The sequence below is a fragment of the Streptomyces sp. NPDC059785 genome, from assembly GCF_042732375.1.
Taxonomy (GTDB): domain Bacteria; phylum Actinomycetota; class Actinomycetes; order Streptomycetales; family Streptomycetaceae; genus Streptomyces.
In genome coordinates this window covers 18,208-31,557 of record NZ_JBHWHV010000089.1, presented here as the reverse complement: position 1 = coordinate 31,557, position 13,350 = coordinate 18,208, and the positions used below count along the sequence as shown (strand labels likewise).

Below are 13,350 nucleotides of genomic sequence, written 5' to 3'. Positions count from 1 at the left end.
GTCACACCTGCGGTGACCGGGCGGGCGACAGCGGCAAACGAGTGTGCGGTGCCGCTCGCTACTGACCCGGGCGGCGGTTCTTCAGGTCGTCGTCCTCGTCGTAGGCGACGCCGTCGGCTTCGATCCTCTCCTTGCGCACCTGTCCGGTGATGGTCTCCTCCTCGGTGAGCTCCTCGGTGGTCATGCGCACGCGCTCGACGGGTACCGTCTCGATCTCCACGACGGGCTGCTCGGCGTAGAGCGTGACCTCGTACTCGGCTTCGGCGATCTCCGGGCCGGACAGGGCGTCGTCCACGTTGCCCTCGGTGATCGGCTCGCGCACCACGCGGACCTCCTCGTGGCGCAGCGGGACCGTGCCCTCGACGTCTTCGACCACCACGTACTTGCGCAGCCGGGCGCGTCCGGCCGGATACCTCTCGGCTCCGATGTGCATGCGCTCCTCGGACCGGGTCATGGCGTCGTCCCTGCCGAGGGTGCGCGCCGACTCGTCCGTCATGCCCTGGCGGGCGTCCGTGCCGCGGCCGGTGTCCATGTCCTGGCGGGCGTTCCGCTCGGCGCCCAGACCGGCCATGCCCGCCGCGCCGGCCATGCCGGCGGTTCCGGCCGTGTCCGCCGTGCCGTAGCCGCCGCCCGCATTGCGCTGTTCGGCCTGCTGCCAGGCCTGGTCCCAGTCGATGCCGTAGTAGTCGTACAGCCGGTGCTCCTCGTCCTCGGAGAGGTGGCCCCCGTTGTCGACGTCCACGTTCGGCGCGTCCTTGATCTTGTCCTTCGGGTACGGCACCTCGACGTGGTCCTCGACCAGGGACGCCTCGCGGATCGGCACGAACGACTCGTGCGTACCGAAGAGCCCCGTCTTGACCGTGACCCACTCGGGGCGCCCCGTGGCGTCGTCGAAGAAGACGTGCTTCGCGTCGCCGACCTTCTTGCCCTGGGCGTCGTAGACCGGATGTTCCAGCACCTCGGGGATCTGCTCCTGGGTGATCACTGTTCCTCACCCTCCTTCCGCGTTCGGCTCCCTGTACGGGTGACCTTCACGAATGGCGCAAAACACCCAAATGCCACATAAGTGGGCAGTGTGCGATTCAAATATTGAAAGCGGCAAAGGCCGGGTCAGGTCAGCGGAACCAGGACACTGATCGTCTTGCCGCCGCCGGGGCATCGCTCGACCTCGATCTCGCGGGCGAGCCGGATGATGAGCGGCCACCCGTAGCCGTTCCCGGTGTGCTTGCGGGGGACGGCGCCGGAACCGTAGACGCCGACGGGGATGACCTCGCTGTTGTCGCGCACGGCCAGCCGCATCCCGTCGTCGGTCAGCGTCGCGTGGAATCCGGCGAGGCCCTCACCGTGCCGTATCGCGTTGGTGACCATCTCGGAGACGACGAGCAGCAGGTCGATGACCGCCTCCTCGCTCGCCGCCGGGGCCCGGGAGTTCCACTCCTCGCGCACGAGGGTCTTCACGTACTGGCGGGCGGCCGCCGCGGTGGTGACGGCGGACGGCGGCCGCGGGGGCGCCGCCGCGGGACCGGTGACGACGACGGCCGGGCCCGGCTCACCGACCCGCTCCAGGGTTGCGGTGTCCCGGTCCAGGGTCGCGGTGTCGCGCACCGGCGTCGCCGTGTCGCGGTCCAGGGTCGCGGTGTCGCGGTCCAGCGTCGCCGTGTCGCGGTCGTCCGTTTCCCCGTGTCCCTGTCCCTCGGGACCGCGGGAGCCGGCGGGCAGCCGGTGGACCGGGCTCACCGCTCGGTCGCCGTGTGCGGCAGGTCCATCGCGGCCTGCATGGTGTCGGCCAGCACGAAGAAACCCGCGGTCCCCGTCACGTCGAACAGCCTCCTGACGATGTCGCTGAACGGCCCGGAAACAACCATGGGCGTTCCGCAGGCCCGGTGCGCACGCTGCGCTTCGAGCAGAACGTGCAGGATCGACGAGTCGGCGAATCCCGCGCCCGACAGATCGACGATCGTGCGCGAGGCACCGACCCGCAGGGCGTGGTCCAGCGCCTCCGTCAGCCGCGAGGCACTCGCGTAGTCGATGTCGCCTCCCACCCGTACGACGAAGGAGTCCTGGGCCGAGTCGTGCGTGACAGTGGCCTCCAACTCGTCGTGCATCACACACTCTTTCTGTTCCGCCTGTGCGCAGGCAATCATATGGATGGATATCACGGGTCGCACTCGCCCCGCGTTCCCTTCAGCATATGAACGGATTACGGCCGCTCTCCGGTCGCCGTGCCGCCCGCGCCGCCGGACGGCGCGCGACGGGGGCGTCCGTGGCGCGCGTCCGGCGGGCCGGGGGCCCGGCGTCGTCCCCCGGGGGCCGCTCAGGCGGGCTGCCGAGGGGGCAGGCTCTCGTAGTAACTGCCCACCCGGTCAAGGTAGTCGGGGTCCAGGGTCTCGCTGTCGGTCTTGAACAGCGGGGCCGACTTGACCTCTTCCCTGGTGCACACCACGCTGATCTTCTGGGCCTCGGTGTCGATGCCCTTGACGACGCCGACGGGCACGAGGACGCTCTTGCCGAACACCCACACACCCGTGTCGACGATCAGATGACGCATTCCGGAACCATCGGCCTGCCGGTCCACATGCCCTATGGTCCCGTCCGTCGCCTCGACCGAGTACCCCGTGAGTTCCTGCCCCTGCGCATATCTGCACTGCGGCGGGTACGACCAGATTCCTTCGATGGTCACGCTGCTCCTCTCCTGCTGCACCGCTGTTCCAGCCCGGCGACGGACCCACGGCGAGCGACCGTCCGGCACAGGCGGCGGAGCGCGGCATCCGCTCCGTCCCGCCTCACAGCGCCAATACCCCCCGAACGGTTCCGCATTCGGCTGCTTTTCGTCCGCCGCCGGACGGGCGTCAGCCGCCGCCGGACGGGCGTCAGCCGGTGCCGGACGGGCGTCAGCCGGTGCCGGGTGCCTGCCGCCCGTCGCTCTCCTCGCGCGGCGCGGTGAGGTAGTGCAGGGTGCCCGTCATGTCCAGCAGCCGTTCCAGGGCGGTGGGGCGCTGCTCCAGGCGGAGCCGGACGCCGGACGCGTCGGAGCGCCGGCGGATCATCAGCAGCGCGGACAGGCCCATGGAGTCGATGCTGCCGAGGCCGCCGAAGTCGAGGTGCAGGGACGACTCATCGGGGCTCCCCGCGGCGTCCCGGCGCTCGTCCAGATACGGCGCGACGGTGTCCAGCAGCTCGTCGCAGGTCTCGTAGTCCAGGTCTCCGGCGATGCGCACCGTGATGCGTGCGGGCTCGGCCTCGACGGAGAGCGTGAAGGGCGGTGGGTGCAAGGTCGTCATGCGGGCTTTCCGGGGCCGGGGACATCGGGTGCCGTGTGGGTGCGCAGTGCCTTGCGCGCCGCGGCCAGCAGGGCACAAGCGCGCGGGAAGTCCTTGAGCTGCCCGGCCAGCAGATCGAGCGCCGGGTCGAGACCGGACGGGGGGACGCGGCGCGCGGCGAGGATGTCGGCGGTCCACAGGATGAACCGGGTGAACAGGCCCTCGTCGGCGACGTACAGCGCGGTGGCCAGGTAGTCGACGATGTGGGCGAGGTCCTCGGCGGTGTGCCGGCGCTGCCGTTCGGTGTAGCCCCGCATGGGGGTGAAGCGGTCCTCCAAGTCGGTCAGCGTCTGCTTCACGAGCTGCCGGCTGGTACGGACGACCAGCGTGTACTCCTGGTCCGCGAGGTGCGGCAGGTCGTCCACGGGCTGGTGCGGGGCGGGCGCTACGGGCCGGGCGAGGCCCGCTTCGAGGGCGGCGGCCGCGGCCCGCGCGTCGGGGGCCCAGGCGTCGGCGCCCAGGGCGCGCGCGTAGGCGCCGTCGGGGCCGAAGGCGGCGCCGCCCACGATGACGGGGACGCCGGTCGCCTGGCAGGCGGTGATGGCCGTGTGCGCCGTCGGCAGATGGGTGGGGATGGACGACGACAGGGCGACCGCCTGCGCGCCCGTCTGGTGCAGGTGCGCTATGAGGTGCGCGGTGGGTACGTGGGCGCCGAGGAAGTCGACCTGCCAGCCGCGCAGCCGCAGCACCTCCGACAGCAGCCGGGCGGGCAGGGCGTGCCATTCGCCGTCCACGCAGGCGACCGTGACGCGGGATCCGCCCGGTCCCGCGGGGTGGCCGGTCCGGTAGCCGGTGTGGTGGGCGAGGGCGGCGATGACCCGTTCGTGGATCGCGGTGGCGGAGTGTTCCTGGGCGACCGTGAGCCGGTTCGCCGCCCACTCCGTACCGACTCTGGCCTGCACGGGGGCGACCAGATCGAGCAGGATCGACTCCGGGTCGACGCCCGAGTCCAGGACGTCGAAGACCACGGCCGAGGCGCCGTGCTCGTCACCGCCGCGGACCGCCGACCACAGCAGCTCGCGGGCGTCCTCGAGCGTCGCGGCCGGGCCGGCGGGAAGTGTCGTCATGCGGTGAACCTTCCCCGAGTCCGGCCGTTCACCGCGCTGAGGTGGGCGTGGTGCGGCGCGGTGACCGCGACGACCGCCATGTCGTCGTGGGCGCCCCGGCCGACCCACTGCGAGGCGAGCATCTGGATGTGCTCGACCAGGGCCTCGGCGGGCATACCGGCGCACTGGGTCAGGGCCGACTCCAGCCGCTCGGCGCCGAACAGTTCGTCGCCCAGGGGTCCGCCCCTGGCCTCGGTGATGCCGTCGGTGAAGAGCAGGCAGGTCTCGCCGGAGGCCAGGGTCACCTCGGCGGTGGTGGAGCTGACGTCCTCGAAGGCGCCGACCAGCGTGCCCCGGGTGTCGACCTTCTCGACCTCGCCGTCGGCCCGCACGATCAGCGGCGGCGGATGTCCGGCGCTGGTGACGCGCAGCCGGACCGAGCCGCCGCGGCGGACGACGGAGGCCAGCGCCAGGGTGGCGAACCGGGTGTGGTGCGAGTTGAGCAGCGCGCCATTGAGCAGGCCCAGCAGGCGCTGGTGGTCGTCGGCGAGCGGCAGCAGCGCCTGCACGGTGTTGCGGATCTTCCCGGTGAGCACGGCCGCTTCCAGGCCCTTGCCGCACACGTCCCCGAGCACCACCAGGGACTCCTGGTCCGGGTCGGTGCCGGGGTGGACGTCGTAGAAGTCGCCGCCCACGCGTTCGGCCTGGCCCGAGGGGCGGTAGGCGCCGGCGAACTCCACGCCGTGCACGCTGTGCAGTTGCGGCGGCAGCAGCTCGCGCATCAGCGTCGTGGTGATGGCCGCCTGTTCCGCGTACATCCGGGCCGCGGACATCGCCGCGCCGGCCCGGGCCGCGAAGAGCCGGGCGAAGACCTCCTCGTCCTCCGTGAAGACCGGGCGGCCGTCGGCGCGGAGCAGGACGAGCGCGCCGGCCGGTACGCCCTGTCCGGGCAGCGGGGTGACCACCGCCGAACCGACCGGTCCCGCGAAGTTCTCCGGGACCACCCAGCCGGGTACGGCGGCCGGGTCGATCCACCGGGACGGCACGGGCGGGAAGCCGCGCAGCGCGTCGCTGAGTCCGGGGACGTCCTCGGACTCCGCGCGCACGGTCTCGTGCCGCACCTCGCCGTCGGGCCCGCAGTACGTCAGCGTCAGCCTGTTGCCGCGCGGCGGGGCCACGACGACGGCCGCGTCCGCGAGGTGTTCGGCGGCCATCCGGGCCGTGACCTCGGTGCAGCGCTCGACGTTGAGCGAGGCCAGCAGGGCGCTGGAGGCACCGGCCAGGAACGCGGTGCGGGCGCGTTCACCGGCGAGGGCCTCCTCGGCCAGGCGCCGGTCGGTGTCGTCGACCAGCCACCACATGAGGTCGCCGCCGTCGGTGCGGGTGGGATGCGCCTCGAAGGTGCGGTCGCCGACCCGGCCGTGCCCGGCGGGCCGGGGGTCGGGGGGTCCGTCCGTGTCCGGGCGGCTCCGGATCCGGACGTGCGCGTCCGCCATCCACGCGGGGACCACGTCCTCCAGCCAGGCTCCGCTGACCGCGTCGGGGAAGAGCGCCGCCGCGGCCGCATTCACCTCGACGACACCGCCGGATGGGTCCGTGACCACCACGGGGTAGGGTGCGGCGCCCCAGGCCGCACCTGGACCGATGTCACGCGAGCTGTCAGAGGACTGCTGGGAAGTGACCACAAGTCAGGGCGCGCGTCTGCGGGCCCACCACCTTTCCGGACGACAAGACTGTTTCCGTCCGACAACCATCTCGCGCCGGACGGCACCGCTGCAAGTCGCCTCCCGCAACTCACCGGACCGAGTGCATCAACGCCACTGTACGTGCGGTCGCGCCCATGGATCGGGCCGCGCGGCGGGCACCGGGACGACGGCCGGCCGGGCCGGACCGCCGCGGGGCACCCGCCCCGCGTCAGCGGCGGCGGCTCGCCCAGCCGCTGCCGATGCCCGCGACGTGCAGGGCCAGCAGCGCGAGCCCGATGAGCATGATGTTGGTCGACGTGAACACGTCGTTCGTCGAGACGTCCGCCGCGTTGACGAGAAACGCTATGAACAGCAGAACCGCGGCCACGATACCGAGCATGGACCTGCCCCTTCCGAGGTGATGTGCCTTTTCGAATCGGTGAGGTCCGAATGCCCCCAAGACGGCGGCCGACACAATTCCGGTCGACCGCCTTCACATCAACACCATTGAGCGGCAAGGCAATTGGAGTTTTCCGGCGGCTTGTCAGGACTTCATGGACGTATGTCAGGACTTCAGGAAGTCGGTCAGTCCGGTCAGCAGCCGGTCGATGTCATCGCCGTCGTTGTAGGGCGAGAGCCCCACCCGCAGGCCACCGGTGTCCCCGAGCCCCAGCCGGCGCGACGCCTCCACCGCGTAGAAGGAACCGGCCGGCGCGTGCACCCCCGTACGCGCCAGGAAGCGGTACGCGTCCGCGGCGGCGCGGCCGTCGAAGGTGAGCAGCAGGGTGGGCGTGCGCTCGGCGGCCCGGGAGTGCACGGTGACGCCGTCCATCGCGGACAGCGCCTGCTCCGTCCGCTCGCGCAGCACGGTCTCGTGGCCGCCGATCGCCGCGAACGCGGACCGCAGCCGGCCGCGCCGCGCGCCCTGGGCCGCCGGGGCGAGACCGGCGAGGAAGTCCACGGCGGCGCGGGTCCCGGCCAGCATCTCGTACGGCAGGGTGCCCAGTTCGAACCGCTCCGGCACGGCGTCCGTGGAAGGCAGCAGCTTGTCCGGCCGGAGGGTTCCCAGCAGCTCCGGCCGGGCGGCGAGGACCCCGTGGTGCGGGCCGAAGAACTTGTACGGCGAGCAGACGTAGAAGTCCGCGCCCAGCTCCGTGACGTCGACGAGGTCGTGCGCGCTGCGGTGCACCCCGTCGACGTACAGCAGCGCGCCGGTCCGGTGCACCAGGCCGGCTATACCGGCGACGTCGGGGCAGGTGCCGATCAGGTTCGAGGCGGCGGTGACCGCGACCAGCCGGGTCCGCTCGGTGAGCAGGCCGCCGACGGCCGCCACGGGCAGCTCCCCCGTGGCCGGGTCGAACTCGGCCCACCGGATCACGGCGCCCGCCCGCTCGGCGGCCTGGATCCACGGCCGGATGTTCGCGTCGTGGTCGAGACGGCTGACCACCACCTCGTCGCCCGGCGCCCAGGTCGCGGCCAGCGCCCGCGCGAAGTCGTACGTGAGCTGGGTGGCGCTGCGGCCGAAGACGATGCCCTCGGGTTCGGCGCCGAGCAGGTCCGCCATGGCCTGCCGGAACCCGACGACAAGTGTCTCCGCGGCCATCTCGCCGGGCATGACGCCGCCCCGGACGGACAGCGGGCCGCCGAGCGCTTTGGCCATGGCCTCGATCACCGGCGCCGGGGTCTGGGTACCGCCGGGCCCGTCGAAGTGGGCTGTTCCTGCCCGGAGCGCGGGAAACCGCTCGCGCACCGCGCTGACGTCGTACGTCACCGAAGCTCCTCACTGGATTCGTGGCTCTGGGGTCGGCAGCTCTGTCCCGTCCGCCAGTTGGCGGTGGCGTTGCCGATGACGGTGTGCAGCCGGTCGCGGGCCCGGGTCAGCTCGCCGATCTGCCGGTCGATGCGTTCCCGCTCGGCCGTGAGCCGGTCGACCAGCTCCGGGGTGGCCCTGCCATCGACGACGCAGGGCAGCAGTTCGAGGATCGACCTGCTCGGCAGTCCGGCCGCGTAGAGCTGCTGGATCAGCCGGACGCGGTCGACGGCGCTCTCCGGATAGTGGCGCTGGCCGCTGGGGCTGCGGTCCGCGGCGAGCAGGTGCTGCTCCTCGTAGTAGCGCAGCGCCCGGACGCTGACTCCCGCCCTGGTGGCGAGCTCACCGATACGCATCGTGCCTCCCCGGTACGGATCCGGCCAGCGTACTTGCCTCTGACGTCAGCGTCAGGTCCTAGCGTGCGTGACGAAGCCGCCCGGCCGCCCCGGGCGCGATCAGCCGAAGGGAAACACCCATGTCAGCCACCCGTCCCGCACCCGTTCCTGCAACCGGGACATCCTCCGCTCCCGTCGTCTCCGTGAAGCCGGTGGTGCTGCCCGCGCCGGGCCGCGGGGAGGACCTGAGGGTGCGCGTCTGCGCGCCCGTGACCGGAAGCGCGCTGCCGGTGCTCCTCTTCTCGCACGGCTTCGGCTCGTCGCTGGACGGCTACGGCCCGCTGACGGACTTCTGGGCCGCGCAGGGGTTCGTGGTGATCCAGCCCACCCATCTCGACTCACGGACCGTGGCTCTCCCCGCCGACGACCCCCGCACGCCCCGCATCTGGCGGTTCCGGGTGGAGGACATGAAGCGGATCCTCGACCGGCTCGACGATCTGGAGGCCGCCGTGCCCGGCCTCGCCGGACGGGTCGACCGAAGCCGTGTCGCCGCCGCCGGGCACTCCTTCGGCGGCCAGACGGTCGGCAACCTGCTGGGGCTGCGCGTCCTCGATCCGCGGACCGGGCGGGGCGAGGACCTGTCCGACCCGCGGGTCGGGGCGGGCGTGCTGCTCGCCACGGCCGGGCGGGGCGGCGCCGACCTGACACCGTTCGCCGCGCAGAACTTCCCGTACCTGAACCCGGACTTCGCGCACATGAGCGCGCCGGCCCTCGTGGTCGTCGGGGACCGGGACGACAACCCGCTGACCGTCCGGGGACCGGACTGGATGACGGACCCCTACGTCCTGAGCCCCGGCGACAAGAGCCTGCTCACCCTGTTCGGGGCCGAGCACTCGCTCGGCGGCATCGCCGGTTACGAGGCCAAGGAGACGACGGACGAGAACCCCGGACGCGTCGCCCTGGTCCAGCGCGCCACCCTGGCCTACCTCCGCCACGCGCTCGGCATCGAGGACACCGGCTGGCCGGCCCTGCGCGAGGCGCTCGCGGGGAGCGCCGATCCGCTGGGCCGTATCGAGTCCAAGTAGGGGCGGGCGGCCAGGGCGTGTTGCGAAAGTCCCGTCGTTCGCCCGAAGGGCGGGCCGCGCGGCGTCAGGTGCGCGCTCTCGGCGTGCCAGGCGGAAGCCCTCGTACTGGACGTACTCGGGCTTTCGCCCGGTGCGGCGAGAGGGCGTGCATGGCGTCGCGCGGCAGGCGGGACTTTCGCAACACGCCCTAGGGCGCGGCGAACGCGGCGATGTCCTGCGCCAGCCGCTCGGGCCGCTCCCAGTGCAGGACGTGCCCGGCGCCCTCGTAGACCTCCAGGGTGGCGCCGGGTACGGCGTCGAGGATCTGGCGCTGGTCGGCGCGCGGCACACAGGTGTCCGCGTCTCCCCAGAGCACGAGCGTGGGGACGAGGATGCCGCGCAGGGTGCGCGCCAGGTCGGTGCCGAGCAGGCCCCGCACGGTCTCCCGCCACACCCGTGCGGGCGGCTTGCCGGCCTCCTCGGCCATCGTCGCGAGGAAGCCCCGCCCCACGGAGGAGCCGGCCGGACCGGCGCACCGCTCCCGGAACTCCGCGACGAACGAGGCCGGCACCGGATCGGACAGCTCCTCGACGGCCTTCCGGAGCCCGGCGGCACCCGGCTTGTCGTCGAGCGTGGCCGGTACGCCGCTCAGCACCAGGCCCGCGATCCGGTCCGGGTAGGCGCCGGCGACGATCCGGGCGGGCACCCCGCCGGTGCCGGCGCCCACGAGGACGGTCCGGCCGATGCCCACGGCGTCGAGGAACCGCACCAGGTCGCGGGCGTAGTCCTCGGGGTCGTAGCCGTCCGCGGGCCGCTCGGCGTCGCCGTGCCCGCGCTGGGTGGGCGCGCAGACGCGCAGACCGGCCGGGAGCCGCCGCAGCAGCGGCTCGAACGTCCACCACGACTCGCCGAGCCCGTGCACGAGGACGACGGGTGCGCCCTCCGGGCGGCCCGCCTCGGCGTACGGCAGGACGGGCCCTCCCGCGAGCCGCGCGGACTTCAAGGCGACCGTGCCCACGGCGGCCCTCCTGACGTCGGTCGGCCTCTCCGGACCCGGCCGGGCGGAAGGCACACCAAGATCACTTCCATCGTAACGAGGGGGCCCGGCACCCGCCCGTTCTCGCGAGCGGGGCCAGGGCGAACGGGCGAGTCCAGGCCCCGAACCTGTCCGAGGAGCGGACGGGTTCCCAGATGAGTGCAGGACACAGCTAACCTGTCGCGCAGGCGCGCAGGACCCGGTGGTCCCGCGCACGACCGACAACGACGCGGGAGGCCGGACGGTGAGCGTGGAGGCCACGGAGAACAGGCGGATCGTCGCCGCCCTCGGCGGCGTGAGCGTGCGCCGCTACACCACCGACCAGGTCATCCTGGACGGCATCGACTGGCAGGTCCGCTCCGGGGAGCACTGGGCGCTGCTCGGCGCGAACGGCGCGGGCAAGACCACCATGCTGCGGCTGATCGGCGCCCTGATGCACCCCACGACCGGCACCGTCGAGGTGCTGGGCCACCGGCTCGGCCGGGTCGATGTGCGCGAACTGCGCGCCCACATCGGCCTGGTCTCCTCCGCGCAGCGCGTCCCGCAGGACGCCACCGGGCACACGGTGGTGCTCACCGGCCACACCGGCACGGTGCAGCCGCTGTGGCGCAGTTACGACGCCGAGGTGCGCGAGCGGGCGCACGCGCTGCTGGCGGAGCTGGAGATCAAGGAGCTCGCCGAGCGGCCGTACGGGGTCTGCTCGGGCGGCCAGCGGGCCCGGATCCTGCTCGCCCGCGCCCTGATGGCCGACCCGGCGCTGCTGCTGCTCGACGAGCCGTTCAACGCGCTCGACCTGCCCTCGCGCGAGGACCTCATCGACTCGATGCGCCGGCTCGCCGAGGGCCGTCCCGGCCTCGCCACCATCACCGTCACCCACCACCTGGAGGAGCTGTCCCCCGCCATCGGGCACGCGCTGCTGCTCCGGGAGGGCCGGGTGCAGGCGTCGGGGCCGGTCGCCGACGTGCTCACCGGGGAGCGGATGACCGCCTGCTTCGGCCGGCCGATCGAGGTCGGCCGCTACGAGGGCCGCTGGCTGGCCCGCTCGGGACGGGCCGCCTGAGCCACCGGGACACCGCCCATGGCCATCAACGGGCTTGCGTGGCACGTCAGTTGACATCCCTCTCCTGTCCCTCCCAGTACGGCTCGCGCAGCTTGTACTTCTGGAGTTTGCCGGTAGCCGTGCGCGCCAGTCGGGTGCGGAACTCCACCGTGGTGGGCGCCTTGAACCCGGCGAGCCGCTCCTTGCAGTACCGGATCAGCTCCTCCTCCGTCGCCTCGGCCCCGGCGGCGAGGACCACGAGCGCCTTGACGGTCTCGCCCCACTTCTCGTGCGGCACCCCGATGACCGCGACCTCGGCGACGCCGGGATGGCCGAAGAGGACGTCCTCCACCTCGATCGAGGAGACGTTCTCACCGCCGGTGATGATGACGTCCTTCTTGCGGTCGCTGATCGTGAGGTAGCCGTCCGCGTCGATCGCGCCGCCGTCCCCGGTGTGGAACCAGCCTCCCGACAGCGCCCGCGCCGTCTCCTCCGGCTGCTCCCAGTACCCCTCCAGCACCACGTTCGAGCGGGCGAGCACCTCGCCCTCGTCGTCCGTGCGCAGGGTCACGCCGAGCGCGGGCGCACCGGCCCGTACCAGTTTCTCCGCCCGCGCACCGGGACCGAGGCCGTCCCACTCGGCCCGGCCGCGGTTGACGGTGAGCAGCGGCGAGGTCTCGGTGAGGCCGTAGATCTGGATGAACTCCCAGCCCAGTTCGGACTCCACGCGGGCCACCGTCCTGGTGGGCGGCGGCGCTCCGGCGACGATGATCCGCACCCGGTCCCGGCCGGGGATCTCGCCGTCCCAGCTCTGCGCGGCGGCCAGTACGGCGTTCACGACGGCCGGCGCGGCGCACATCACCGTGACGCCGTGCTCGGCCACCCTGCGCAGGATCTCGGCGCCGTCCACCTTGCGCAGCACGATCTGCCGGACGCCGAGCGCGGACATCGCGAACGGCATGCCCCAGCCGTTGGCGTGGAACATCGGCAGGGTGTGCAGGTAGACGTCGCGGTCGGTGACGCCCGCGTGCAGGGCGAAGGTGACGGCGTTGACCCAGATGTTGCGGTGGGTGATCTGCACACCCTTCGGGCGGGCCGTCGTACCGCTGGTGTAGTTGATGGTCGCGGTGGCGTTCTCGTCCGGTTCCCAGGGCCGCGGCTCGGTGCCGAAGCGGTACAGCTCCGCGTCGGCGGCGGCCCCGAGGGTGTAGCGGTGCTCGCAGGCGACCCGGTCGAGCCGGCCGGTCAGCTCGGGGTCGACCAGCAGGACGCTCGCGCCGGAGTGATCGACGATGTAGCCGACCTCGTCCGTCGTCAGCCGGAAGTTGACCGGGACGAGGACCCGGCCGTGGCCGCTCACGCCGAAGAACGAGGTCAGCAGCCGGGCGCTGTTGGGCGAGACGACCGCCACGCGCGCGCCGTGCGGCACGCCGAGCGCGTCGAGTCCCGCCGCCTGGGCCCGCGCCAGCTCCGCCACCCGGCGGTAGGTCAGTCCGTCCCACGGCTCGGCGGGCTGGTCCGGTTCGTCGACGACGCCGGTCCGGTCGCCGTACACGGTGGCGGCGCGGTCCAGGAAATCACGGGCCCCGAAGGGGACGAACATCATGGCCTCCCGTAGGTCGGACGGTGTACCGCTCCATCCGGCCACGGCCCGGCGGTTCCCGACAACCCCGGTGCGTCCGCGCCACCCGACCGGCGGGCGCCCGCCGTGGCGGGGCGCCGCGGTCAGGCGTCGGGCGCTTCCGGGGTGCCGGCGCGCTGCTGGACGGCGGTCCTGACCTCGGCCCTGCCCATGCCGCGGGCCTTCGCGTAGTCGGCCACGGCGGCCTGCACGTCCCGGCTCAGATCGCGCCAGGCCCGCCACGCCGTCTCGTACGTCTCGGTCTGCTTGGGGGTCCAGCCGCCCAGTTGCGTCGGCGGTCCGTACCGGTCGCGCAGCTCCCGGACCTTCACGCTCGCCAAGTCTGCTACCTGCTGTTTCTCGACCAGTTCGTCGAAGGTGTCTGCCACAGCGA

The 13,350-nt window shown here is 72.8% G+C and carries 15 protein-coding genes; 2 read left to right on the top strand and 13 right to left on the bottom strand.

Features of this window, described 5'->3' with window-relative positions; genetic code table 11:
* Positions 1-58: 58 nt before the first annotated feature.
* The 10 genes from ACFV6E_RS39835 to ACFV6E_RS39790 form a co-directional block, all read right to left on the bottom strand.
* Positions 59-985 carry a PRC and DUF2382 domain-containing protein gene (locus ACFV6E_RS39835; protein WP_385468464.1) on the bottom strand — a complete coding sequence of 309 codons (927 nt, stop codon included), beginning with the start codon at positions 983-985 and terminating at the stop codon, positions 59-61.
* A 125-nt stretch (positions 986-1,110) separates the two neighbouring features.
* Positions 1,111-1,737 carry an ATP-binding protein gene (locus tag ACFV6E_RS39830; RefSeq protein ID WP_385176367.1) on the bottom strand — a complete coding sequence of 209 codons (627 nt, stop codon included), beginning with the start codon at positions 1,735-1,737 and terminating at the stop codon, positions 1,111-1,113.
* Positions 1,734-2,105, bottom strand: coding sequence for an STAS domain-containing protein (locus ACFV6E_RS39825; RefSeq protein WP_385176364.1), 372 nt, complete (start codon positions 2,103-2,105; stop codon positions 1,734-1,736). The genes ACFV6E_RS39830 and ACFV6E_RS39825 overlap by 4 nt, the downstream gene beginning before the upstream one ends.
* 209 nt (positions 2,106-2,314) lie before the next feature.
* Entirely contained in the window at positions 2,315-2,680 is a 366-nt protein-coding gene (locus ACFV6E_RS39820; protein WP_385176361.1) for a PRC-barrel domain containing protein, read from the bottom strand.
* A gap of 211 nt (positions 2,681-2,891) precedes the next feature.
* Complete coding sequence (locus tag ACFV6E_RS39815) at positions 2,892-3,281, bottom strand: STAS domain-containing protein (protein ID WP_385176358.1); 390 nt, start codon at positions 3,279-3,281, stop codon at positions 2,892-2,894.
* A complete protein-coding gene (locus tag ACFV6E_RS39810; protein WP_385176355.1) occupies positions 3,278-4,387 on the bottom strand; it encodes a B12-binding domain-containing protein in 1,110 nt (369 codons plus the stop codon). The genes ACFV6E_RS39815 and ACFV6E_RS39810 overlap by 4 nt, the downstream gene beginning before the upstream one ends.
* Positions 4,384-6,051 carry a PP2C family protein-serine/threonine phosphatase gene (locus tag ACFV6E_RS39805; protein ID WP_385176352.1) on the bottom strand — a complete coding sequence of 556 codons (1,668 nt, stop codon included), beginning with the start codon at positions 6,049-6,051 and terminating at the stop codon, positions 4,384-4,386. Before ACFV6E_RS39805 ends, ACFV6E_RS39810 begins: the two co-directional genes overlap by 4 nt.
* A gap of 229 nt (positions 6,052-6,280) precedes the next feature.
* Positions 6,281-6,451 carry a hypothetical protein gene (locus tag ACFV6E_RS39800; protein WP_385176349.1) on the bottom strand — a complete coding sequence of 57 codons (171 nt, stop codon included), beginning with the start codon at positions 6,449-6,451 and terminating at the stop codon, positions 6,281-6,283.
* Positions 6,452-6,616: 165 nt separating this feature from the next.
* A complete protein-coding gene (locus tag ACFV6E_RS39795; protein ID WP_385176346.1) occupies positions 6,617-7,822 on the bottom strand; it encodes a cysteine desulfurase-like protein in 1,206 nt (401 codons plus the stop codon).
* The gene (locus ACFV6E_RS39790) at positions 7,819-8,217 is read right to left on the bottom strand and encodes a MerR family transcriptional regulator (protein ID WP_385176343.1); all 399 of its coding nucleotides are present in this window, start codon (positions 8,215-8,217) and stop codon (positions 7,819-7,821) included. The genes ACFV6E_RS39795 and ACFV6E_RS39790 overlap by 4 nt, the downstream gene beginning before the upstream one ends.
* 119 nt (positions 8,218-8,336) lie before the next feature.
* On the opposite strand from ACFV6E_RS39790, the gene ACFV6E_RS39785 reads away from it, so the two are divergent.
* Positions 8,337-9,281: an alpha/beta hydrolase family protein gene (locus ACFV6E_RS39785; RefSeq protein ID WP_385468461.1), complete on the top strand. Its 945-nt coding sequence runs from the start codon at positions 8,337-8,339 to the stop codon at positions 9,279-9,281.
* A 187-nt stretch (positions 9,282-9,468) separates the two neighbouring features.
* Here the strand turns inward: ACFV6E_RS39785 and ACFV6E_RS39780 are convergent, their stop codons facing one another.
* Complete coding sequence (locus ACFV6E_RS39780) at positions 9,469-10,278, bottom strand: alpha/beta fold hydrolase (protein ID WP_385468458.1); 810 nt, start codon at positions 10,276-10,278, stop codon at positions 9,469-9,471.
* A gap of 292 nt (positions 10,279-10,570) precedes the next feature.
* Here ACFV6E_RS39780 and ACFV6E_RS39775 point away from each other — a divergent pair, with 292 nt between their 5' ends.
* Positions 10,571-11,356, top strand: coding sequence for an ABC transporter ATP-binding protein (locus tag ACFV6E_RS39775; protein ID WP_385171672.1), 786 nt, complete (start codon positions 10,571-10,573; stop codon positions 11,354-11,356).
* A gap of 46 nt (positions 11,357-11,402) precedes the next feature.
* On the opposite strand, the gene ACFV6E_RS39770 is transcribed toward ACFV6E_RS39775, so the two are convergent.
* Positions 11,403-12,938, bottom strand: coding sequence for an AMP-binding protein (locus ACFV6E_RS39770; RefSeq protein ID WP_385468467.1), 1,536 nt, complete (start codon positions 12,936-12,938; stop codon positions 11,403-11,405).
* A 122-nt stretch (positions 12,939-13,060) separates the two neighbouring features.
* Positions 13,061-13,345: a hypothetical protein gene (locus ACFV6E_RS39765; protein ID WP_385171608.1), complete on the bottom strand. Its 285-nt coding sequence runs from the start codon at positions 13,343-13,345 to the stop codon at positions 13,061-13,063.
* Between the last annotated feature and the right edge of the window lie 5 nt (positions 13,346-13,350).